At 70.6% G+C, this 22656-nt stretch carries 28 protein-coding genes; 21 read left to right on the top strand and 7 right to left on the bottom strand.

Annotated elements, in window-relative coordinates; all coding sequences use genetic code 11:
• Nucleotides 1-136 precede the first annotated feature (136 nt).
• The 6 genes from RB628_RS15805 to RB628_RS15780 form a co-directional block, all read right to left on the bottom strand.
• A complete protein-coding gene (locus RB628_RS15805) occupies nt 137-1609 on the bottom strand; it encodes an SCO6880 family protein (RefSeq protein ID WP_318321048.1) in 1473 nt (490 codons plus the stop codon).
• An 86-nt stretch (nt 1610-1695) separates the two neighbouring features.
• Nucleotides 1696-3060 (bottom strand): ATP-binding protein, encoded by a 1365-nt coding sequence (locus RB628_RS15800; protein WP_318321047.1) that lies wholly within the window; start codon nt 3058-3060, stop codon nt 1696-1698.
• A 41-nt stretch (nt 3061-3101) separates the two neighbouring features.
• Complete coding sequence (locus RB628_RS15795; RefSeq protein WP_318321046.1) at nt 3102-3785, bottom strand: hypothetical protein; 684 nt, start codon at nt 3783-3785, stop codon at nt 3102-3104.
• Nucleotides 3785-4093 (bottom strand): DUF6112 family protein, encoded by a 309-nt coding sequence (locus RB628_RS15790; RefSeq protein ID WP_217570564.1) that lies wholly within the window; start codon nt 4091-4093, stop codon nt 3785-3787. The genes RB628_RS15795 and RB628_RS15790 overlap by 1 nt, the downstream gene beginning before the upstream one ends.
• Nucleotides 4094-4348: 255 nt before the next feature.
• The gene (locus RB628_RS15785; protein WP_318321045.1) at nt 4349-4714 is read right to left on the bottom strand and encodes a hypothetical protein; all 366 of its coding nucleotides are present in this window, start codon (nt 4712-4714) and stop codon (nt 4349-4351) included.
• Between the two features lie 434 nt (nt 4715-5148).
• Nucleotides 5149-6264, bottom strand: a complete 1116-nt coding sequence (locus RB628_RS15780) for a C40 family peptidase (RefSeq protein WP_318321044.1) — start codon at nt 6262-6264, stop codon at nt 5149-5151.
• Between the two features lie 537 nt (nt 6265-6801).
• Here RB628_RS15780 and RB628_RS15775 point away from each other — a divergent pair.
• From RB628_RS15775 to RB628_RS15685, 19 genes are all read left to right on the top strand, one after another.
• Nucleotides 6802-7557: a site-specific DNA-methyltransferase gene (locus tag RB628_RS15775; RefSeq protein WP_318321043.1), complete on the top strand. Its 756-nt coding sequence runs from the start codon at nt 6802-6804 to the stop codon at nt 7555-7557.
• A gap of 204 nt (nt 7558-7761) precedes the next feature.
• Nucleotides 7762-8373: a DUF4913 domain-containing protein gene (locus RB628_RS15770; RefSeq protein ID WP_318321073.1), complete on the top strand. Its 612-nt coding sequence runs from the start codon at nt 7762-7764 to the stop codon at nt 8371-8373.
• On the top strand, nt 8370-8864 hold the full coding sequence (locus RB628_RS15765) for a hypothetical protein (protein WP_318321042.1): 495 nt from the start codon (nt 8370-8372) through the stop codon (nt 8862-8864). Before RB628_RS15770 ends, RB628_RS15765 begins: the two co-directional genes overlap by 4 nt.
• The gene (locus tag RB628_RS15760) at nt 8861-9448 is read left to right on the top strand and encodes a hypothetical protein (RefSeq protein WP_318321041.1); all 588 of its coding nucleotides are present in this window, start codon (nt 8861-8863) and stop codon (nt 9446-9448) included. The genes RB628_RS15765 and RB628_RS15760 overlap by 4 nt, the downstream gene beginning before the upstream one ends.
• Entirely contained in the window at nt 9367-9936 is a 570-nt protein-coding gene (locus RB628_RS15755) for a GNAT family N-acetyltransferase (RefSeq protein ID WP_318321072.1), read from the top strand. Before RB628_RS15760 ends, RB628_RS15755 begins: the two co-directional genes overlap by 82 nt.
• Nucleotides 9937-9965: 29 nt before the next feature.
• Nucleotides 9966-10664 carry a hypothetical protein gene (locus RB628_RS15750; protein ID WP_318321040.1) on the top strand — a complete coding sequence of 233 codons (699 nt, stop codon included), beginning with the start codon at nt 9966-9968 and terminating at the stop codon, nt 10662-10664.
• A gap of 50 nt (nt 10665-10714) precedes the next feature.
• On the top strand, nt 10715-11437 hold the full coding sequence (locus RB628_RS15745; RefSeq protein WP_318321039.1) for a hypothetical protein: 723 nt from the start codon (nt 10715-10717) through the stop codon (nt 11435-11437).
• Between the two features lie 188 nt (nt 11438-11625).
• On the top strand, nt 11626-11985 hold the full coding sequence (locus tag RB628_RS15740; protein WP_318321038.1) for an SH3 domain-containing protein: 360 nt from the start codon (nt 11626-11628) through the stop codon (nt 11983-11985).
• 112 nt (nt 11986-12097) lie between these two features.
• Nucleotides 12098-12574, top strand: a complete 477-nt coding sequence (locus RB628_RS15735) for a hypothetical protein (protein WP_318321037.1) — start codon at nt 12098-12100, stop codon at nt 12572-12574.
• The gene (locus RB628_RS15730; RefSeq protein ID WP_318321036.1) at nt 12571-13014 is read left to right on the top strand and encodes a hypothetical protein; all 444 of its coding nucleotides are present in this window, start codon (nt 12571-12573) and stop codon (nt 13012-13014) included. Before RB628_RS15735 ends, RB628_RS15730 begins: the two co-directional genes overlap by 4 nt.
• Nucleotides 13015-13023: 9 nt before the next feature.
• Nucleotides 13024-13452 carry a hypothetical protein gene (locus tag RB628_RS15725; RefSeq protein ID WP_220645619.1) on the top strand — a complete coding sequence of 143 codons (429 nt, stop codon included), beginning with the start codon at nt 13024-13026 and terminating at the stop codon, nt 13450-13452.
• A gap of 29 nt (nt 13453-13481) precedes the next feature.
• A complete protein-coding gene (locus RB628_RS15720; RefSeq protein WP_318321035.1) occupies nt 13482-14369 on the top strand; it encodes a helix-turn-helix domain-containing protein in 888 nt (295 codons plus the stop codon).
• Nucleotides 14366-14887 (top strand): hypothetical protein, encoded by a 522-nt coding sequence (locus RB628_RS15715; protein ID WP_318321034.1) that lies wholly within the window; start codon nt 14366-14368, stop codon nt 14885-14887. The genes RB628_RS15720 and RB628_RS15715 overlap by 4 nt, the downstream gene beginning before the upstream one ends.
• The gene (locus tag RB628_RS15710) at nt 14884-16125 is read left to right on the top strand and encodes an MFS transporter (RefSeq protein ID WP_412180663.1); all 1242 of its coding nucleotides are present in this window, start codon (nt 14884-14886) and stop codon (nt 16123-16125) included. The genes RB628_RS15715 and RB628_RS15710 overlap by 4 nt, the downstream gene beginning before the upstream one ends.
• A 60-nt stretch (nt 16126-16185) precedes the next feature.
• Complete coding sequence (locus RB628_RS15705; RefSeq protein ID WP_412180662.1) at nt 16186-16515, top strand: hypothetical protein; 330 nt, start codon at nt 16186-16188, stop codon at nt 16513-16515.
• A gap of 103 nt (nt 16516-16618) precedes the next feature.
• A complete protein-coding gene (locus tag RB628_RS15700) occupies nt 16619-17845 on the top strand; it encodes an ATP-grasp domain-containing protein (RefSeq protein ID WP_318321069.1) in 1227 nt (408 codons plus the stop codon).
• A gap of 74 nt (nt 17846-17919) precedes the next feature.
• Nucleotides 17920-19008: an MFS transporter gene (locus RB628_RS15695; protein WP_318321068.1), complete on the top strand. Its 1089-nt coding sequence runs from the start codon at nt 17920-17922 to the stop codon at nt 19006-19008.
• Complete coding sequence (locus RB628_RS15690; protein ID WP_318321033.1) at nt 19005-19688, top strand: HAD family phosphatase; 684 nt, start codon at nt 19005-19007, stop codon at nt 19686-19688. The genes RB628_RS15695 and RB628_RS15690 overlap by 4 nt, the downstream gene beginning before the upstream one ends.
• 47 nt (nt 19689-19735) lie before the next feature.
• Nucleotides 19736-20599: a DUF317 domain-containing protein gene (locus tag RB628_RS15685; RefSeq protein WP_318321032.1), complete on the top strand. Its 864-nt coding sequence runs from the start codon at nt 19736-19738 to the stop codon at nt 20597-20599.
• A 28-nt stretch (nt 20600-20627) separates the two neighbouring features.
• Here RB628_RS15685 and RB628_RS15680 read toward each other — a convergent pair whose 3' ends face one another.
• Entirely contained in the window at nt 20628-20900 is a 273-nt protein-coding gene (locus RB628_RS15680) for a hypothetical protein (protein ID WP_318321031.1), read from the bottom strand.
• Nucleotides 20901-21081: 181 nt separating this feature from the next.
• Here RB628_RS15680 and RB628_RS15675 point away from each other — a divergent pair, with 181 nt between their 5' ends.
• Nucleotides 21082-21459, top strand: coding sequence for a DUF317 domain-containing protein (locus RB628_RS15675; RefSeq protein ID WP_318321030.1), 378 nt, complete (start codon nt 21082-21084; stop codon nt 21457-21459).
• 43 nt (nt 21460-21502) lie between these two features.
• Complete coding sequence (locus tag RB628_RS15670) at nt 21503-22390, top strand: hypothetical protein (protein ID WP_318321029.1); 888 nt, start codon at nt 21503-21505, stop codon at nt 22388-22390.
• The last annotated feature ends 266 nt before the right edge of the window (nt 22391-22656 follow it).

Below are 22656 nucleotides of genomic sequence, written 5' to 3'. Positions count from 1 at the left end.
GGAGAGTGTCTGGGCGGGGCGAAAATCGACGTACTCACCGGGAGCGCGCAGTCCGGGGGCCTGCTCTGCCGGGGCAGGAAGACGACTTCCGGGCCATGCCGTCTGGCGCGGCGGGAGCGTCATCCCCGCACGACGGTCACAGCGCCGTGCGGGCGAGCGGCAGGGCGGCGAGGGCGAACGCGTCGGACTGCTGGTAGTACAGCCTTCGCAGGTCGACCTGGGCGGTGACCGCGGCGGTCTCGATCTGCGCGCACGCAGCGTCGAGAGCGGCGTCCGTTTCGGCGCTGACGGTGAGCATCCCGGTCAGGGCGACGTCGGCATGGCCGGCGATCAGCTGCCGCTCACGGACCTTGACGTCCGCGTACTCGACCGAGTCGGCCTCGGAATCCACCTGTCCGCGGCGGGCACGCTCGTTGGCGTCGGCGATGATCGCCGCCTTCTTGCGCTGGACGTCGCGCAGCGCGGACTCAAGCCCCTGCGGCACGTATATAAGGGACAGGCTGCGGCGGACCCCGGCGGTGAACATCAGCCCGTGCAGGAAGCCGGGAGTGGTCTCGGTGCGGGGCCAGTTCTCGATCCAGTACGTGGCGTGGCGGGCAGTGTCGGTGCCGAGGCGGTCGTACTCCTCGACCTGGACGACCGGCCCGGCAGCAGCAGGGTCGGCCTCGGCCCGCCCGTTCGGCGACCACTGCTGGAGGGCGGACAGGGCGTGCGGGTCGTAGGCGGTGCGGATGACCGCGGCGATCTCCCGCGCAGTCAGCCAGCCGGTCACCATCAGCCCCGCGCTGCGCGCCGCGAGCGCGATGGCCGAAGTTGTCTGCTCCAGCACCGTGAAGGCGCCGGGGAGCCCGCCGCCGGCCTGGCTGATGAGGCGCTTGGCGGCCTTGAGGTCCAGGCTGATGGCCAGGTATGCCTCGTGCGGGGCGGCGGCCGGGCCCGCGGAGGCGACGAGTTCGGAGTACACCTGTCCGGCGACGGGGGTGTCGGGGCGGCCGTGCTGGGCCCAGTGGCGGGCGAGGGTGTCGCCGGAGTCGGGGACGGTGCGTTCCAGGACCTGCACGGTGGCGACGTGTCCGGTGCGGGCGATGCCGGCCAGAGCCCGGCCCCAGCCCGCGACGTTCGCGTTCTGGGTGGGGGGATCGAGCAGGGCGTACGCGCGGCTGCTGACTCGGGCGATGGCGGTGAGTCGTTGGTGGTGCGGGTCGTGGACGGCGGCGGCGCCGTTGGCGGAGTCGCCGGGGGTGACGACCTTCAGGGAGGCGTCGGTGCCGGGCAGGTGGAGCACGCCGTCCTGGCGGGGCCGGGAGACCGGCCGGGCCAGCCACAGCGTCTGGCCGGTGCGGCGGCGGTCGGCGTAGCGGGTGACGATCGGCGCCCAGTCGATCAGGGAGCGGCCGTTGCGGCGGATGGCGACCAGGGCGCCGGCGACGGCCCATAGGGGGATCAGGGCGATGGCGCCGAGCAGCCCGGTGGTCACCACTGTGATCAGCAGGAGTGCCAACGTGGTGGAGACGAGGGTGAGTTGGGGGAGGGAGAGACCGAGGAGGATGCCGCGCCGGGAGCGGTGCGGGAATTTGACCGTGATCGGGGAGACGGAGAGTTCAGACAAGGAGCCGGTTCCGGGGAGCGCGGGGTGGGGCCGGGACGGCACACCTGAAGGGGAGTGCGGGTGTGCCGTCCCGGCGTGGGGCAGGGTCAGAGGCCGGTGGGCGGAGGCGGCGGAGTGCCGGTTCCGGCCGAAGGCGTGGAATGCGGGGTCGGCGGGGCGCCCTGCGGCGGCGGGGTGGAAATGTCGGCCGGAGACGCGGACGCGGACATGAACCCGCTGGCGGAGGGCGATCCGCCGCTGGAGGTCGGTCCGGGGCTGCCGCCGAGGTGGCCGCTGATGTCGTCGCGCGGGCTGGTTGGCGGGGGCTGCACGGCCTGCTCCAGACCGCTCTTGATCCCTTCGCCTCCCGACGCGGAGTTTGAACCGCCGCCTTCCTTGCCGGTGTCCGGCGTGGGGTTGGTGGCGATGTTGCCGGGGAAGCCGCCCGGCACGGCGTCCGGGCCCTGGGGAGCGGCGGCGCCCGCCCCGGCCGCCGCGCCGCCGGTTCCGGCGGTCGCGGCCATGGCGGCGGCCTTGCGTCCGGCGCGTTCGGCGTGCTGGCGGGCGATCTGCGCGCCGGCTCCGCCGGAGCGGTGCAGCGTTTCGGCGTCCGAACCTTCGGAGGCGGCCCAGTGCACGAACTTGAACGTCGCGTACGGGCACAACAGCACCAGCGCGAGGATGACGATGCCGGCCATGACGTCGGCGAGGGCGGCGGTGCCGTCCTTGGCCTCGGTCTTGCCCATCGCGGCGATACCGAGGACGAATATCACGGTCATCAGGAGCTTGGAGACGACGAGGGTGGCGGTGGCTTCGATCCAGCCCTTGCGCCAGCGCCGGGCGACTTCCCAGCCGCCGCCGGCTCCGGCGAAGACGGCGAGGGTGACCATGACGAGGATGCCGACCTTGCGGACCATCATCACGCACCAGTAGAGGAAGGCGCCGATGGCGGCGCCGACGCCGACGAAGACGGTGACCAGCCAGCCCAGGCCGGACAGGGAGGCGATCTGTCCCACCTTGACGATGCGCCGCACGGCCGTTGCGATGTCCAGGTTGGCGGCTTTGAACAGTCCGTCGGAGAGGGCGTCGACCACTTCGATGGCGACGGTGGTGAAGGCGATCGCGGTGAAGGCGAACAAAACGCCGGTGGCGGTGCCGGTGAATGCCTGGGTGAGGGCCTGGCCGTCGCGGCGGATCGCGGCGCGGACGAGCTGGGCGCAGAAGGTGGCGACGAGGACGATCAGGCCGATCGGCAGGATCATCTCGTAGTTGTCGCGGAACCAGGTCGCGTTGAGGTCGACCTTGGTGGTGGTGTTGACCGCTTCGGCGGCCAGGTCGGCTGCGGCGGCGGCGAGTTCGCCCGCCGATTTGGCCATCCAGTTGCCGATGGCCTCGCCGGGGTTGGAGGCGAAGTCGACCGCGTCGCCCACAGTGCAGAGTTTGTCCGCGAGGGGGAGGTCGCAGAAGCCCAAGGGGAGTCACCCCTCCTTTCTCAGATGGGCTCGGGGGCGTGTCAGGGCACGACGCGGGGGGCGATGGAGACAAGGGAGCAGTCGGCGTTAGGGCGGCACTGCAGGGCGAGAGTGATCGAGCGGTCCTCAGCACCGGCGCCGCCCTTGGTCCAGGCGATCTGCTGCTTCCCGGTGACCGTGACGGCGTAGATGTACGCCTCGGTGATCGCCGACGGATCGTCCGCCAGGGCCTGCTTGAACGCCGAGGGGTAGTGGGCCTCCGTGATGGTGGCGGTGGCGTACTGGTCCTGATCGGCCATCCGCGACCAAAGCACAGGATCCGGCACCTGCGCGGCGAAGGAGGTCCAGTCGGCGTACTTCGTCTCCGTCGTCAGCCACGCCTTCATCCCGGCGAGCTGCTGGTCACGGCTGGTGGTGCGGGTGTCGTACGACCACAGCATCGCCGTGGCGGCCTTGGCGAAGTTGACCGGGTCGGCCACCGGCGGCGGCTTCGCCACCGAACCGGTCCCAGCCGACGCCGTCGGGTCGGCGGACGCGGAGGCGGTGCTGCTCGTGCTGGGCGGAGTGGCGGTCTGGCTGTCGCTGGTTCCGGTGCGGCCGGTGAACACAGCGACGGTGGCGGCGAGGGCGAGGAGGATGGCGAGGCCGATCGCGCTGACCGTGATGCGCTGCCGGGTCGACCAGCCGATGCCGTAGCCGGACAGGGAGGGGAGTCGTTTCGGCATCAGTGGACTTGCGACCCGAGGGCGGAGAAGAACGCGACCACGCCGTTCGCGGCGCCGAGGCCGAGGGCGGCGCCGGCCGAAACGACCGCGCCTTTCTTGCCGTTGGCCTCGGCCTGGTGGCCGCCGGTGTGGTGGCCCCAGGCCCACACGCCGAGGGAGACGGCGAGCGCGCCGACCACGGCGACGATCGCGAACAGGTTGATGGAGTTGACGACGTTCTTCAGCACGGCGAGGCCGGGCAGGCCGCCACCCGAGGGGGTGATGCCGGGGTCGTAGGCCAGGTACTGCACGGTGTCGAGCAGGTGCAAAGGGAGGCTCCTTGCGCGCGCCGAAGCCGACGCGCGGGAATCAATGGAGAGAAGAGGAGGAGGTGCGAGGCGGCGGCCTCGGGGAGGCGGACGGCAGCCGTACGGGATTTGGCCGAGCCCGTCGACGCATGCGAAGCGTCGTCGCGCGCGAGGGCACAGCAGCGCTCGTGCCGAGGCTGGGGAGAGGCCATAACGCGGGCCGGTGCCGCTTCGACGGAGCTACGGCTCAGCCTCTGATCCGGCTGCCTGGGCGTACTACTTCGGGATCGGCGGTGTGGGCGCGCCGTTGCTGCCGTACGGGTTCGCGCACTGGTAGATCACGTAGCCGCGGATCTTCTTGCCGTCGGACTTCCGGGTCACCGTGCCCTGGGTGTACCAGGTCTTCTCGGCTCGCTTGTACGCGAACTGGTCGTAGGCGATCTTGTCGTGCCGGTAGGCGACGCCCAGCGCAGTGGCGTTCTTCGCCGGGGACTTGCGTACCTTGACCGCGCTGCACGAGATCGTCGTATGGCCGGTGTCATACGCCTGCGCCGTGGAGGCGGTGGCCAGGCCGCCAACTGCGACGGCCAGGCCCATCGAGGCGGCCGCAAGAGCGCGCCGGATGCGGTGGTGAGGTATCACTCAGATGCTCCGTGGTGTCGAGAGAGAGGAGAGAAACGGGCAGGCGTCGTCCTGCCGAGAGCCGTCTGCAGGGGAGCAAGGAAGCGGCCCAGGAGGATTTGCAGCGGCGATCCGGCTCACGTGCCGTGCGCGGCCGTTCCCGCGCTGAACTGGTGATGCAGGCGGAATGCGGGGTCCGCGCCCCAGTAGGTTCCGGCCTGATCTGTCGTCCGGCGCCGCTGTGACCAGCGACTTCGGAGGGCCGTCCGGGCAACTTGTCGGCGGATTCGTCCAGTTGATCTGTCGGATCCTTCGGGCGGGACGGCCCGTTGGGGCGCGACCGACAGATCGTCTGGACGGTCGATCTGCGGGTTTCCGTTCCGTGTCGACACGTTGACGACAGATGTGCTGGAAATCGACAAAATGAGCCGGAACCTACAAGCCCCGACCGGGGGTCAGATGACACGGCGGGCGGCGAGGATGTCCCAGTCCGCCAGAGGTGTGATTCGAACTGGCTTTCCAGTCCGGGGTGCCTCGATCGCGAGGCCCGAGCCGATGTACATGCCGACGTGTTCGGGGCGGGCGACGCTGCCGCGAGAGAAGATCAGGTCACCGGGCTTGAGCGACTTGGGCGAGACGGCCTTGCCCTCGTTGACCTGGGTGTACGTGGTGCGGGTCAGCTGGATGCCAGCATGCGCGTACGCCTGCTGGGTCAGCGAGCTGCAGTCGCAGCGGCCCATCGGATCCGGGCCGTGCGGCGCGGTGCAGGTGCCGCCCCACTGGTACATCGTGCCGAGCTGCGCCATCGCCCAGGCAATCGCCTTGTGGGCCTTCGGATCAGCGTCCTTGGGGATCGAGTAGCCCTTCGGCACGGCCCCTTCGGGGATGGTGCCGTACCCGGAGCCGTCCTCGGTCGCCGTGCAGGACGCGGTGCTGGAGGTGGTGTCCGTCTTCGTGTCGTTCTGGTCGGCGTCGGGGAAGGTTGCGGCGATCGCCTTCTGTAGGGCGGTGGCCAGCTCCTCCCACTTCGCGTAGGCGTCGGGGTAGGCGGAGCGCTGGACCTTCTGCGCAGCCTGGGCGACGGTTAGTTGCTGCCATCCATCCACCGCGAGCAGGTGCTCGTAGAACTGGGTGGAGGCGTAGACGGGATCGTGGATCTCCTCGGCGGTACCCCAGCCCTGGCTCGGGCGCTGCTGGAACAGCCCGAGCGAGTCGCGGTCGCCGGAGCTGAGGTTGCGCAGCCGTGATTCCTGCATCGCGGTGGCGAGCGCGATGATCTGGCCCTTCTTCGGCACGTGGAGGCTGATCCCGGTGGCCACGATGGTCTGAGCACTGGGGATCTGTTCCTCGGGCAGGCTCAGGCCCTCGACGTGGACGTCCTTGGCGGATGCGCCGTTGAGGATCTTGGTGACCTGCTCGACGACGGCGTTGGTGTCGACGTCGCCCACGCAGGTGAGGGACGAGTAGGTGCTCTGGGCGGCCTCGCTGGAGGAGGCCATCAGCATGGCCGTGCCGGCGAGGAGGAGAGGGGAGAGGGCGACGACGCCGATGCCGGCGGCTACGCCCTTCAACCGGGGACGCCTCCCGAGCGGCAGTCACGGTCCGGGGGCCGGTGTTCGGGCAGGGGAGGGTAGGGAGCTGTCACAAGGGGGGTCCTTCGAAGGCACGGTCCCGGCCGCGCGGCAGTAGAGGCGGAAAGGGCGCTGCGGCACGGGAGTTGGGTGAGTCGTGGATGTACCTCGTGAGCGCTGGTTTCAGCTCACGAGGCGCGGGGGTGTCAGGTCACGTGTGCCGGGGCACGGGGAAATCTCCATGAAGGCAGGGGCAGGGATCGCGCCATCGGCGGTGTTCGCCGGGCAGTTCCAAAACAGTAAGGGCGGATCCCCGGTTGCCGAAATCGCGGGCGATCAAGCCCTGATTTCCTGGGCTGGAAGGCGGCGATGCGTCTCAACCGGGGATCGTGCCTTACAGTTTTGGCTCCTCCCCTCGCCACCTCACTTTCGTAGGTCAGCGGTGCCGTCATGCCCGCATTCGGCCTGCCCGGGGTCATGCGTGCGAGCCGGAGTGCCTTCCCCTCATCTCACCCGACCCGAAACTGGGGTATCTCTTTGCCTTTTTCCCTGCACCAGGGCGACGCGCTGAGCGTCCTCGCCGAAATGCCGGATGACTGCGTGGACTCCGTCATCACCGACCCGCCGTACAACTCCGGTGGCCGGACTGCGAAGGAACGCACGAGCCGCAGCGCCAAGCAGAAGTACACCTCCGCCGACGCCGGCCACAACCTGCCGGACTTCACCGGCGAGAACATGGATCAGCGTTCGTACGGGTTCTGGCTGACGCAGATCATGACCGAAGCGCACCGGCTCACCAAGACCGGTGGCACGGCGCTGCTGTTCACCGACTGGCGTCAGCTCCCCACCACGACGGACGCGATCCAGGCGGCCGGATGGCTGTGGCGTGGGGTGCTGGCCTGGCACAAGCCGCAGGCCAGGCCCCAGAAGGGCCGCTTCACCCAGAACTGCGAGTTCATCGTCTGGGCCTCCAAGGGTGCCATCGACGCCTCCCACAACCCGGTCTATCTGCCCGGCATCTACAGCGCCTCGCAGCCGTCGGGCAAGAACCGGCAGCACATCACCCAGAAGCCGGTCGAGGTGATGAGCGAGCTCGTGAAGATCTGCCCTGAGCAGGGCACGGTGCTCGACTTCTGCGCCGGCTCCGGCTCGACCGGCGTCGCCGCCCTTCTGGAAGGCCGTGACTTCATCGGCGTCGAGAAGACCGAGCACTACGCGACGATCGCCGCCGACCGGCTGACCGAGACCCTGCAACAGACCCTGAATCAGGACGACTTCGTCCTGTCCTCCTGACCCGCAGGGGCTGTCCGACCTGGGCGGAATCTGAATTACCGGATTCCTTCCCGGTCATGAGTGCAAGCGTTATAGCACCGGATCCCCGGTTAGCGAAACCGGGGATCGTCCGGATGGTTGGAGCCGCCATCCCAGCCCATTGGAAGCGGCTTCAAGGAGGACCCTTTCGTGCCTGAACCCATAAACCCCAACGACGACGGGGAAATGGAACCGGTCCGCTTGCCGGACACGGATCTGGAAAGCATCGAGGCCAGCGTGCGCAAGCTGCTCAAGCAGTCGGCCCAGCAGGCCAAGCAGCTCGACAGCCTGTCCACGGAGCCCGGACCACGCGCGCTCGACGGCTTCGGCCTCCCGGGATTCGCCGGCCTGCCGTTGCCGTCCGCCCCACCGGAGCCGCGCCCGATCCTGGAACTGGACGGCGAGGAGTACGAGGACGAACTCGACAGCCTCAGCGACTGGGTGGACGACTTCCTCATGCCCATCTACGGCGCGGAGGTCACCACAGCCACACCCTGGTGCCAGCAGTGGCAGGAACACGACTGTGTCGTCGCCTGGCTGCATGCCCTGTGGCTGGCCTACCAGCAGCACAAGGACCCCGAAGCCGGACCCAGCGGCTTGTTCGTGTGGCACCGTGACTTCCTCACCCATGCCATGACCACCGTTCGCGCCCCCGGCGGGCCGCTGTCCGCGTGCATGACCGACCCGGACCGGCCCGCCCACCGCCTGCTGCCCGGGCCCAAACCCTCCACCCGGGCGGCGAGTTCTCCGACCGACGAGCCACCCACGGTCGGCGAGCCGGGCCGGGCCGCCGCATGAGCGGTCCCGAGCCTCGGCCTGCCTTCGGCCTGTCCTTCGACCCGAGGGCTCTGACCGACCTGCTCCAGGCCCCGGGCGACATCCGCGACTTGGCCCTCGATCAGCTCCAGAAGGTCGTCAACGCCCAGTTGTTCGGCGGCAAGCTGACCGAGGAGCTGGCCGGGTGCCGCAAGCTCTACGTCGATCACCGCAACGCCTGGCGCATCGTCTACGCCCAGCGCCCGGCCCCACCCGGCGCGACGCACCGCACCGAGATCCACGTTGTCGCCGTACGCCCGCGCGCCCGGCACGACGTGTACGAAACGGCCCGCGCCCGCCTCGGTATCGCCCGGCGCCCGACCGGCGCGCGCACGCACGCCGCCCGCGCCCGCTCCTCGCAGCTGGACACGCAACGGCCGCCGATCCCCAAGCCCGGCCCGCCGCCCTACGCGGTGCCCGGCCTTCCCTCCCCCGCACTCGCGCCCACTCCCCTGAAAGGCCCTGTCCGTTGACCCGCCTGTCCTTCATCCTCGACCGTGTCGCCGAGGCGCTGGCTGTCGAGCCCTCGTCCGCCAACCAGCATCACCTGGCCATCTTGGAGATCGCCCGGGACTGCTACGACCTCGACGAGGCACTCGATGCCCTCGTCGGAGACCACGCAGATGGCGTCCTCGCCATCGAACGGCCCGAGCTCTTCGCTCACCGGCTCGCGCAGCGCCTGCGCTTCGAAGTGGAGTTGACCCGGTTGGTGTCCCAGCCCTGCTGCTGCGCGCCGGTCTCCGAGGCCAGCGAAGCCGAGGAGGACGTCCCGCTGCACTGCCGGAGCCAGCCCGAGACGATCCTGCATGCCTGCCGCGACGCCTTCGACGCTGCCGGCGATCCGCCCGCCCTGACGGCAGCGGACCTTGTCGGCCTACTCAGCGACCTCTCCGGAGGCTCCGACGGGCGCGGCCCTTACGCCGGATGGACCGAGACCCGCCTGGCCAAGCTCCTGGCCCTGAACAGCGTGTATGCCTGCGCCATGGACGAAGACCGGGAGGTCAAGGGATACCGGCGCAGTGCCGTGCTGTTCGCCCTGCAGGGCTTCGCCCTCTGATCCACCAGTCATCTCTCGCCACGATCCACCCGGCGACCGAGGCGGACGGGCCGCTGGCCGAATCCCTCCACCAGGACTGCTCCGAGGCGAACCTGCTCCTGCGCTGGGGCCGGACCCGAATCACCCATCGCGACTTCACCCGGCTGCTGGACCACTGCGATGTCTGGATCGGCCTCGACGCCGAGGGTCGTCCGCTCGCGATGGTCTCGGCCGGGCTCGTCAGCCACGAGGCGGGCGTCGTCGATCTCGGACTGCAGGTCGCCGACGCCCACCAGCGCCGCGGCATCGGCACCCTGCTGGCCCGGCACGCCGCCGACAACGCCCGCCGCCGCGGCGCCCACACCCTCACTGCGTACCTCCAGGCCGCTAACACGCCGATGCTGAGCCTCCTCGCCCGGCTCGGCCCCGCCGTACACACCCGCGACGGCTCTCACCTCGATGTCCGCATCCCCCTCGGCGACACCCCTGCCGGCCATGAGCCGTCGTGATCGCCCCCACCGAGAAACCAGTCCTATTCATGCCTGCCACTCCTGCCCCCGCGCCGGCGAAGAAGGCGCTCACGGTGCTCGATCACCGCATCGAGGCGGCCGTCGGCCACAGCATCGACCAGCTGTGGCAGCACCGCGACCGCGACCTCCTCGACGAGCCGCGCAGCCGCCTGGTCGACGCCCACCGCACTCTGGTCCAGGCCGAACACGGCGTGACCTTCTACCGGGTTCAGCTCCAGCGGCTGGCCTCCGGGGAGTTCGCGGTCGACCAGGTCCTGTTCTCGCGCATCAACCGCACCGTCGCCACGCTGGAAGAGGCCGCCGCCACCCGCGACGAGCGCGAGCAGCAGGTCGTGGCGGCGCTCGAACCCATCGAGGCTGCCGTTCGTTCGGGTGGAACAGGTCCGGCGGCGGAGCTGCCGGCGCCGGATCACGCGGCCCTGCTAGCCATCGCCCAGGGCGCCAAGCTGCGCGAACACCTGCTCACCCAGCGCCTGTCGGTCGTGACCGCATCCGGCACCCGCCTCGCCTACAGCCAGTTTCAGCGACTTGAGGCGGCCGGTCTCGTCGTACGCGACGACTCCCATCCGCTGCACGCCGGGCAGCCCGTCACCCTCACCGACGCCGGCCGTGCGCTCCTCGCCTCACCGCGACGGCCGGCCACGCCGACTGCACCGCCCGCGCAGCGTCCCGGAACCTGGCCAGCCTCTTCCGCCCCACGCCGCTGACCCGGGCGCCAGGACCGCCACTTCAACCGCTGATCGATCCGAAAGCATCTATGGCCCAAGTCTCCCCGAACTTCAGCCTCGATGGCTACCAGGCCGTCAACGACTCCGTCGACGAACAGTTCTGGCAGCACATCGGCATCGACGAGGACCAACTCACCGTCCTGGCCGAGCACCACACCAGCGACCGCCGGCACAGCTACTTCGTGCTCCACAACGGGGCCGTCACCTGGGGCATCCCAGGTGACCCCCAACTCGCCGCCCTCCACCTCCAGCGCGACACCGCCACAAAGACCTTCCGCTTCGACCACGCCACACTGCCCTTGCCGGCAATGGCCCAGTCCTGGCTGATAGCCCGCGGCTGCTCCAAGGACAAGATCCTGCTGCCCAAGGGCCTGGGCGGCACACCCGCCGACGACGCCACCCGTGCCCTGGAGGAGCGGCTGCGCGGCGACGGCGATCACTTCGCCCTCCTGACCAGCTACACCAAGGACGACGCGCCCCTGCAGACCACGGTGCTGCTGCGGGCGCTGGACGAACGAGTCCCCCTGCCCTTCCGGGTGCTGCTGGAAGAAGTCGACACCGACACCTGGACACGAACCCTGCGCGAAGGCGGCTTCGCCACCTTCGAAGCCGCCACGACGTGGTGGGAAGCGCACTGGAGCGGCCAAGACGTCCCGCTGCCCACGACCGCGCCTCCCGCCCGCCAGAGCACCCGGCCTGTGGCTGCGGCACGCGCCGGGCCATCTGAACCACCGCGCCGGCACGGCCGGTGAGGGCTGCGGCAACGCCCGTTGATTTCCGGGCGATTCACGCCGCTCCCGTCCCGGCGGCGGCGAAACATAGCACTCCATCCCCGGTTAGCGAAACCGGGGATTCTCCGGACTCTTGAATCCGGCCCGCACAGGCAACTGTCCGGCCTGCATTCTCTGTTCCTTCTTCCTGACACGGAGCTCAATTTCCCATGCGCTCAACCCGAATTGCGATATCCGCCGCACTGCTCGGCGCGCTCGCCCTGCCCCTCGCGTCGGCTTCTGCGGCCACCGCAGCGCCGACGTCCGTCGCCACTGCGGTGCCCGCGTCATCCTGCACCAGCAAGCCGTACCTCCCGTGGGCGGTCCACGGCACCAACGCCGTGACCATCCGCAAGAAGGCGACGACCAAGTCCACCGCCGTCGGCATCCTCTACAAGTCGCACAAGTTCACGGTGCACAAGACCACCAAGGGTGCGAAGTGGGTGTACATCACCGACAAGACCACCGGCGTCAAGGGCTGGGTTTCCGGGACCTACGTCTATCGCGACGTCCGCATGTGCCTGGACTAACCAGTCTGCCCCTCTCTCCCGAACGGCCCTGAATCGCACTCGTCTGTAAGGCGGTTGGGCCGTGGAAATGCCACGCCCTGCCTCCTCGAATCCAACGGAAAGGAACTGCGCTGTGCCTGACGCCGACGACGTGCTGGGCGTCCTGACCGAGCAGATCCAGTCCCGCTTCCAGATGCCGATTGCCGAGCTGCGACGCGCGGTAGTCGCCGCCCCGCAGGCCCACCCGGAAGCCACTACGATCGTGCGCTGGCACGGGCTGCTTACCGAGGCCCAGCAGGTGCTGAACAGGGCCGAAGACGCCCTTGCCCAAGCCCTCGCCCACCACGTCGACACGGTGCTCGACGGCGAATCCGTCGAGCTGCCCGAACACGTCATGCGGCTCGCGGACTCGGTGAACATCGCGCACACCGTGCGGGAGGGACGCGCCATGACGGTGCGCCACCTCCTCGACCCTCAGGCGATCGGGAACCGCAGCCCGGGGGCGTGGCGCGGGACGGCGCCCACCGCCCGCCGGGGCCCGGCCCTGCCCACCACCGCACCGTCTGTGCCGGACACCGCGCGGGCACCCGTACGCGGGGCGGCCCGGTGAGCGTGGCCGACAAGACCTCCAGCCAGGACAGCCTGCTGGAGCAGACGTTCGGCGCCCCCGTGTGTGAGCTGTACACGCAGGCGTCCGGACGCGATGCGTCCGCGGCGCTGCGGCGGGCGCTGGAGCTGCGCTCCTTCCTCGTGGTGGCCGAGGAGCAGGTGGCCTGGGTACGGGACCGCGTCCACGAGGCCACCGCCGCCGATCGCGACATGAGCGAACTGTCCGCCGACGACCTGCGCTTCGACGCCCAGTGGATGGAAGCGGCCCTGGCCGGGCGCAACGGCTACGTCGCCGCCCTCGGCCAGCTGCTGCGCACCATGCCTCCACCCGGGCCGGTGCCACGCCGACCCGTACGGCTCACGCAGCCGACGACCACCACCGCCCTTCCGCCTGCCCCGGCCGACATCCGAGCCGGGGCAGTGCGAGGGCCCCGACCGTGAAAGCCCCGATTGCCCGCACCTGACGCCACGGCCCAGACGATCGCCGAGCGCATCGAGGACCTGTACGCCCAGCCGCTGGCCGACCTCGGAACCTTGGCTGGCCTCAACCCCGACGGCAGCATGCTCGCCGCCCTGATCGCCGGCCTCACCGACCTGCAGTTCGCCGAGCGCAACATCGACTTCCAACGCCAGCGGCTGCTTCAACTAGCCGATCCGGAACGAGAGATCGGCACCTTCGAGGCAGGTCACATCCTCGACTGCGCGCGCCGGATCTCCGACGCCGTCGCCACCCGCGACGCCCACGCCAAGACCCTGAGCGGCGTCCTGGCCAGCCTGCACCGCGTCCCCGCCCCGGACGCGAAGCCCGAGCCCGCGCCGGCCGCCCCCACTGCCGCACCGGTTCCCGCTCCCGCGCGTGCCGTCGCCCGTACCCGCTGACCCATCGCCCCGCCTGAGGAGATTCCCCCTTGGCCGCCACCGGTCTGTCCCGCACCACCCTGAACGACCTGTCCCGCGTCACCGAGAGCCTTCAGATGCTCGCCCCCAACTGGAGCGTGTGGGTGCTGATGACCCTCGCCGCCCAGCCGCTGCGCTACAGCGAGGTCAAGGCAAAGCTCGCCCTGCTTGCGGACGGCCAGCTCCACCCGAAGCTGGGCAAGCTCGTCGACGCCGGTCTCGTCGAACGCACCGAGCACACCCCCCGGCACGTCACCTATGGACTGACCCGTCGCGGCGCCGACCTGATGCCCGTCCTGCCCGTGCTCGCCGCCTGGGGGGACACGCATCTGGAGAAGCCTCTCGTACGGAACAAGGCCACCGGCGAGCTTCAGCCGCAGCCGGTCGCTGTGGCACAGAACATCGAGGACACGATCGCTCTGATCAGCCCGCGGCACTCCACACCGCTGGTGTGGGCGCTGAAAGCCCGCGGGCCGGCGAGCGCCAAGGCACTGGCCGCCGAGGTCATGCCCCACTACAGCCTCAGCCGCGTCTACCCGCCGCTGCGCCGGGTGATCGACGACGGGCTGGCCGAGACCACACCGGCCGGCGACTACCAGCTCTCCGCCAGCGGGAAGGCCCTCGCCCCGGTCTACCAGGCCCTCTCCGCGTGGGCGGCCGGATACCCCCTCGGCGAAGCTACCCACTCCCTGTGGGGCCAGGCCCTGACACCGTCTTCCTCAGCCCGCTCGGGACCATGGCTGACCACCCAGTCCCGACTGCCCGCGCCACCGGCCGCGCCCGCCCAGGGCCAGATGGCCAAGGCCCCGGCCACACCGTGGCAGCCCGGCGACCTCTTCTCCCACCCGATACCCGCCCGCCCCCTGGCGATCTCTCCGGTAGGAGGCCCGCGCCGATGACCAGCACCGCGATCCTCAACCACCCGCACACCGGCCAGGTCATCAACACCCTGTCCCTGCCATCCCTGATCCGGCTGGTCAGCGAGATCGACGACAACGGCCCCATCAGCCACCGACGCGGCAGCCTCCAGGGCGCCTTCGGCGACCTCACCCGCCACCAGCTGCGCTACGCCATCGACGTCGCCCGCGCACTGGGCCTGGTGCACTTCACCGACCACGCACCGGCCCGCTACCGGCTCACCGAAGCAGGCGAGGACCTCGCCTCGGTGTACGACACCGTCGCCCGCTGGTCCCGCACCCACCAATACCCCACCACCGCGAGGGACTTCGTCACGCGCGTCCAGCACACCCTGAAACTGCTCGGGGACAACGGCGCCGTCCTCCCCACCGAGGCGGCCTTCGCGCTTGGTCAGCTGCGGACCACTCTGGCCGACTGGCTCCAGACGCATCCGCAGGTCCTTAACGCCGTTGCATCCCGCTCCTCCCACGTGGCGGATGAGACGGAGCACGCTGCGTGAGAGCCCGTACCGGAAACCGGCCCTCCCACCGACCGGTTTCCCCCCTGCTGCGCAGTGTCTATCTCCCGCGCAGCATGGACGCCGCCGCGTTCGCCATGACGACGTACGGCATCCCCCTGCTGGTCCTCGCCACCACCGGATCCGCGGCCCTCACGGGCCTGGCCTTCGCACTGGAATGGGCGCCGCGGCTGATGGCCTTCGCCGTGGCTGGTGCCCTGGTCGACCGCCACGGCACCACCCGCGTCTTCCGCCTCGCGGCCACCGCCCGGGCCACCCTCGTCCTGGCCGCCGCGCTGCTCCTTGGGGCCCAGACGGGCGGGCTGGGGAAGACAATCACGGTGATGGCGCTCGCCGCCGGCACCGGTGTGCTCACCGAGTTCAGCTACGTCGCGGCCGAAACCGCGGGCGGGCTGGCAAGCCGTACCGCCGGTGCGCGTGCTCACCGTGTGCAGTCGGTGCTCCTCGGCATTGATCAGACGGCGACCCTGGCCGGACCCGCGCTCGCCGGACTGCTCCTCGCCCACACCGGCGCCACCGGCATGCTCGCCGCGACCGCCGCCTTCTCCCTGCTCGCCGCCATCCTCGCCCCCAAGCAGCACACCGACCAGCACGCCACTACCCCGGCGGCCGTACGGCAGGGATGGAAGACGGGCTGGCAGACCCTGCGCGCGCTGCCGGCACTCGGCTGGCTCGTCGCGGGGCTGACGCTGTCCAACCTCGCCGTCGGCCTCCTGCAGGCCGCCGCCCCGGTGATCGTCGTCCAGCAGTTCGGCCACTCCAGCGCCGATGTCGGCCTGCTCTGGTCGGCAGCCGCCGCAGCCTCCCTGATCGCGATCTCCCTGTGCCGCCACGCCATCGACCGCTGCGGTCTGTGGCCCGCCGGGGCCGTCTGCGCGACGATCACGGCCTCGGCCTGCCTCACCCTCGCCCTCACGCACACCTACCCCGCCTATCTGGCGCTGATCGCGCTCTTCATGGCCGGCGAAAGCGGCATGACCGTCGTGCTGCGCACTCTGCGCTCCCACCTGATCCCCGCCGACGTCTTCGGCAACACCCTCGCGGTGACGATCCTGCTGCTCCTTACGCCCTTCCCGGTCGCCGGCCTGCTCGTTGCCGCCATCCCGCCCAGCCAGCTCGGCCATGCGATCACCGCCTGCGCCGTCCTGCAGGCAATCGGCCTCGCCACCGCCTTCACCCGGCTGCGCACCCTCCCGGACCTGCGCCCGTCAGCCGCCTGACCTCCACCTCGCACCCGCCTCGCCCACCCGTCCGCCTTCCTGGAGGGCTGCCCGATTCCCATGCCCCACGCCGTCAAGCAGGACGTCCTGCCGCTTCCCGAACCTGTTGGCCTTCGTATCGACAGGCGAACGATCACGGAGCAGTTCCACGACTTCGACACTGAACACCCATACGTCTACCGCGCGTTGGAGCGGCTCACCGCAGACCGGATAGCGGCGGGAGCTACCCGCATCGGACTGAAGGCCCTCTTCGAAGCGCTGCGTTGGCGACTCCCGCAGGGTTTGCGAGGGCTGAACAACAACTTCACGGCCTTGTACGCACGCAAGCTGATCGCCGATCACCCCGACTGGGGTGGCGCGTTCGAACTGCGCCGCCGACGTACTCCCTGACCCGACGGCGAACCAGACCAGACCAACTCCCCTCACCGCAACGCCAATTTGGAGCACTCTGTTGCCGTTTCGCCCCGTCGTCCTGATCGTCGCCGCCGCTGACATGGAGTCCGAGGCATACCGCGCGTACTGCCTTGAGAACGTCGCCGCCCACTACGACGTCGTCCTGATCACCGATGCCGAACCGACGTGGGAACGCCCCTACCTTCTGGACTGGGAGGTCGCCGACCCGACGGACCAGGCGGCCCTGAGCGCCGCCGCCCTGGCCCTGGCCGAGCGGCATCCGGTGGCCGGGGTGATGACGTGGACCGAGTGGTACCTCGTGCCCGTGGCCCGCCTCGCCCGCCGCCTGGGCCTGCCCACCCCCGGCCCGGAGGTGATGCAGGGCTGCCGCAACAAGGCCACCTCCCGTGCCCTGTTCGCCCGGCACGCGGTGCCCTCGGCAACCTCGAACGGCGTCCGCACCGTTGCGGAGGCGGCCCGCGCCGCACAGCACATCGGCTACCCAATCGTCCTCAAGCCCGCTGCGCGTGCCGCGAGCGCCGGAGTGATCCGCGTCGACACCCCCGAAGAACTGCCGGACGCCTACGCCTTCGCCGCCCAGGCCGCCCGCCTCGGGGCCGAGGGCACCGAGGTGCTGGTCGAGGAATACCTCGACGGTCCGGAGGTGAGCGTCGAATGCGTCACCTACCACGGCACCACCACCGTGGTCGCCGTCACCCGCAAGACGGTAGGACTCCCGCCGTACTTCGAGGAGATCGCGCACGCCGTCGACGCCGCCGACCCGCTGCTGGCCACTGTTGCCCCAACTGCCCAGGCCGCCGTGCAGGCCCTCGGCGTCACCGACGGCGTCAGCCACGTCGAACTCCGCCTCGTCGACGGCCGCCCTCGGTTGATCGAGGTCAACGCCCGCCTCGGCGGGGACATGATCGGCCACCTCGTGCACCTCGCCATCGGCGTCGACCTCGCCCGGGTGGCGGCGGACATCGCCTGCGGACGTGCCCCGGACCTCACCCGGACGCACAGCCGGGCAGCGGCGATCCGCATGATCTACCCCGCCCACCCGGGCACCCTCACCGCACGCCACCTCACCGACGGCTTCGCCGAGCAGGCGCCGTGGCTGGAGCGGGCCCACTTCCACCGCGACGTCGGCGACCAGCTGATGCTGCCGCCGGACGGCGACCTGTTCACCGCCCGCATCGGGTTCCTGATCACCACCGGCCCGACCGCCGACGTGGCCCAGGACCGTTCCCAGGAGGCATACCGCCACCTCACTGTCCAGGTCGCCCCGCACCCGACCGCCGTCCCCGCACAGGACTCGGCCACGTGAGCACGACGACTGCTCACGCCCCCATCCACGGCCGCCGTCTGCTGACGGGGTACTTCGCCGCGCTCGGGGTCGTGATGGCCGTCTGGGGCGCACGGATGCCGGCCGTCCAGCAGGCGGCCGACCTGAGCACCGCAGGTCTCGCCCTGGTCCTGCTCGCCGCCGCCGTCGGCATGGTCATCGGCCTTCACGTCGGCGGGCGTCTTGCCGCTCCTGCCCGGGAGCCGCAGCTGCTGACCAGCGGCGCTGTCGGCCTCGCCGCCGCACTGGCGGTGATCGGCGCCTGTCGCACGCCGCTCACCCTCGCTCTGGGGGCGTTCGTGTTCGGTATCGCGCACGGTGTGCTGGACGTGGCTCTGAACGCCGCGGCGGTCCGCTGCCAGGACCGTCTCGGACGTTTCATCATGTCGTCCTTGCACGCCGCCTACAGCCTGGGCGCGCTCGGCGGGGCCGGACTCGCCGCTCTCAGCGCCCGCACCTCCCACACCTGGCTGTTCGCCGTCACCGGCCTCGCCGTCGCCTCGGCTGCTGTGGCCATGGCTCCAGTGGCCCGCACCCTCGGCATGCTTGAGCCCACTACCCCCGCCACATCCCGGCGTTCGCCGGACCCGAAGGACTCGCCGGGCCTGCCCCGGGCGCGCTTGTGGCTGCTGGGGGCGCTGGCCGCAGCGTGTCTGCTGGGGGAGGGAGCCGCAGCCGACTGGGCGGCCGTGCACCTGCACAGCCTGGATGCCTCGACGGCGGTCAGCGCCGCCGCGTTCGCCCTCTACAGCGCGGCCATGGCCGCCGGAAGGCTCGCCGGGGACCGCCTCATCGCCCACTTCGGCGCCCCGATGGTCGTACGCATCGGCGCCGTCCTTGCTGCGGCCGGGCTCACAGCTGGCCTGGCCCTGGCCACCGTCCCGGCGGCCCTGGCCGGCTGGGCGGCACTGGGCCTGGGCCTGTCCGTCACCATCCCCAGCCTGATCACCGCCGCCGGACGCGGCGGACCCCGCGCCGTCGCCACCGTCTCGGTCACCGGCTACGCCGGACTGCTCGCCGGCCCCGCCCTCATCGGCGCCCTCGCCACCCTCACCGCCCTGCCCCACGCGCTGCTGCTGCCCGCCCTCCTCGCAGCCGCCGTCGCCGCCCTGTCCCGCAAAGCCCTGGAGAACCCCACCCCTTGACCAGCACTTCCCTCACCCCGACCGGCGTGGACGCCGTGATCGCCGACTACAACGGTGTCGCCGGTCTGCAGCCCACCAACGCCATGTGGACCCGCCTCGCCGACATCGCCGAGTGGCCCAGCGGGCAACTCGACTCCTTCCAGGACGCCTTCTGGGCTCCCCGGAATGAGTACGACGCCGGAGAACTGAGCGATCTCGCCTACTGGGCCAAGGTCCTCGGCCACCACCCCAGCCCGCGGTGGCTGCGCACCCTACGCGCCGCAGACACCGCCATGTGGATCCGTACCGACAACCGCGTCCTCGACATCCTGCACCGCGCCCGCCAGCCGGGACTGCCCATGGTGCTCCTCTCCAATGCCCCGCACTTCCTGAGTGACGTCCTTGACGCCACCGACTGGCGGCGCGAACTGATGACCGACGCCCTGTACTCGGCCCGCCTGGGCCTGTGCAAGCCCGACCCGGCCGCCTACAAACACGCCCTGGCCGCCACCGGCATCGACGACCCCGGACGCGTCCTGTTCATCGACGACCGAGAGGACAACTGTCAGGCCGCCGCCGAGCTGGGCCTGCGCACCCTGCACTACACCGGCCAACCCGCCCAACTGGAAGCACAGTTGCTCCGCCCCCGCCCAGCTGTGGCCTTCCGCGCACCCGCATACCCGCGCGGCACCAGCCGCTGACTGCCTCCCCTCCGCTCGACACCCCCACCCCGACCCCCAGGACCTTCGTGCCCGACACCGAAGAGATCGACGGCGACGTCTACGTGACCCCCCGCTACCTCGCCGGAACCACCTGGACCGGTGACCCCGCCCTGGCCCCGCTGCTCGCCCTGGGCTGGGACCTGCAGCATGACGAGGACGGCAACGTCTACGTCACGGCCCCCGACCGCAAGGTCCGCCTCGGCTATCTGCCCGAAGGCCCCGACGACGGCCTGTGGCGGATCACCGCGTACGAGGACCCCTTCGGCCAGCCGAAGTGGGGTGCGTCCTTCAACAACATGTGCCCCACGGAATTCGTCACGGCCTTCACCGCCGCCCTCGCCGATGCTTACACGACCGGCCCGGCCGCCTACCTCCCCGAACCCGCCGACGACCCGGAACTGGACGCCTTCCGGGCCGTCGCCCCTCTCATCCAGCGTGGCTGGGCGATCCAGCACCCGAGGTGGGGTGTGCTGGAGGTGCGCACGCCCGACGGCCTGGCGAGCCTGGAGTACACCACCGGCCGCCTCGACGCCGGCCAGGAACTGACCACCCTTCAGGCCCGCTGGTATCTGCAGGGCGGACCTGCCGCCGCCGGCTGGTACGCCACCGCCTCCACTCACACCCCTGTCCACCTCGTCACGGCCCTCACCACCTGCGTCTCCGACCCCGAGCCCCTGCCGCGCTGGAAGGACTCGATGCTCCGCTACCTCACCGACCGCGCCCAGCTCACGCCAGTGACCCCTCCCGGGCCCCCGATGCCGACCCCGCTCGACGTGCACCGCGCCGCCACCCGCCGCGGACCGGCCCCCACCGCCCGCAGTGTGCCGCGCTGGAGCACCAGCAGCCCGCCCGCCGCAGCCGTCGCCCCGCGTGCACCCGTGCGCCGCTGACCCATCGGCGCACGGGTGCACGTGACCTTCAATCCCGGCCCACCGAAAGGACCTTGTGTCGCTCAGCCCTCTGGACGATCTCGACGACCATGACGTGGTCGAGGTCCTCCCGCGCCACCTCGCCGGCCCCGGCATCCACGAGCTCGTCGACGTGTGGCCCTTCCCTTTCGACCAGGACTGGACCCTCAACCGCTCCGAGGACGGACCTGCCATCGCTATCAGTCCTGGCATGCGGCTGCTCGCCGGACACATCCCGCCTGAGACCCACCCGCGAGGCGGCGAGTGGCTGGTCGCTGCGCACAAGGATCCCTTCCGCCGAAGTCCTCGCCCTTTGCGAGGCCGATGCCCAGGGCGAACGCGACCTGCTGCGCCCAGACGACGTTCGCCCCCAAGACGTATATCTGCCACTGCTCGCCGCCGGGTGGAGACACACGGTCAAGACGGACGGCACCCAGTACTTCCGCAGTTCGGACGGATACGGTGTGCTTGAACACGCCTACGTTCGCAAGAACCCGGCCGCGCCTGTCTGGTCCGCCTGGGGTGGACCACCGGACAGCACTCTGTGGAAAGCCACGTTCTCCTCCGCCGTCCCCGCCTCTCTGGTCGCGGCGTTCGCCTCGTCCCTGGCCTCTACCGTGCCGCTCGCGCGCGCCGTGTGGAGCGTTCCGGCCGAGGCCCGCCTGCACCTCACCCTTCCCGAGGCCCGGACCGACTCGGTCGGACACCAGCCCGGACTGCCGCTCAGCGGGGCACCTTCGCCGGCGGCCACCGCGTCGCGCACGAACGCCAGGGCCTCGGCACCGAGCACCGGCCCAATGCGCCTGTCCGGTTCCGGACTTCCTGCCGGCCGCCGCAGGTGACCGCCCCTGCGCCCCTTTCTGCTGTTGAGGAGCACCACCGCATTTGTCCCTGCACGTCCAGCACTTCTTCACCGAACTCCTCGACCTGCCCGTCCACGAACGACGGGTGATCGGCGACGCCTGTTACGCGGTGATCTCGCCCGACTCCCCGCTGCGTCTGCGCATCGAATTCGCCCAGACCATCCGGCATCGCGAGTACGGCGGACTGCGCCTGAGCATCCTCCACCCGGATCAAGGTGTCCTCGACAACGCGTACCTGTCCTTCGCCGACCACAGCACCTTCACCGTGCGGGACTCCCGCATCGGCAGACAGCCCGGACACGACGGGTACGGCGTCATACGGGACTGGCACCACGACGACATCTCACCCTGGATCGGCGCGGCCCTCACGCCCCTGAGCCATGCCATCCAGGACTACCTAAACGTATGGGTTCCCGGACTCGCCCCGCCCACTACGGCCGTCGCCGAACGGGATCGGTCGGTGCAGCACGACACCGATCCTGCGCCGGCGCGAGGATGCTGGCTCACCGACGCCGACTTCCTCACCCGCCTCCACCGCGCCACGCCGCTCTGGCTGGACATCGTCGACAGCGTCCTCGACGACGACTTTCCCCTCACTGAGGCCCTGACCGGAACCCGCGATCACGCCGCCCAACTGCTCGGCATCCCACCGGCATTCGGCCTCCTGATCGAAGCCGAGGCCGCCGCCCAGATCGTCCAGGCCGCCGGCCTGCCCGTCGACTCACCTTTCGGCCCGGCCCTCGCCGCAGGCATCGACCACATCGTCGGCCTGCCCGCCGAACAGCAACAGCAAATCGTCAAGGCCGCCGCCCGCCGCTGCGCCCTCACCACTCCGGCCCCCGCGAGCCTCCGGCCAGCCATCGCCCCACCACGTTCCTCCAACCCGGCGCGGCCGAGCCGGGGACGGTGAGCTGCTCACCGTCCCCGGCACACGGCAAGAGGCGGCGCCGTCCTGTGGACCACACCCGGTAGGCATCTGCCACGCCGACATCGGCACCGACGTCCAGATCCTGTTGCACGTCCTCGCGCCCACTCTGCGCCGGCACGCACCCACGTGCGACTTCGTATGCCACGCCGCCGACCAGTCGACCTGCTCAACATCGCTTCTCCCTGCACACCCCAGGAGCCATCCCTTTTGACCCGCATCGAATCCACTCGCCGTACGGCTTCGGCCGC

It is taken from the genome of Streptomyces sp. ADMS (assembly GCF_033441795.1).
In the GTDB taxonomy this organism is placed as follows: Bacteria; Actinomycetota; Actinomycetes; order Streptomycetales; family Streptomycetaceae; genus Streptomyces.
This window is presented reverse-complemented; position numbering and strand designations above follow the sequence as displayed.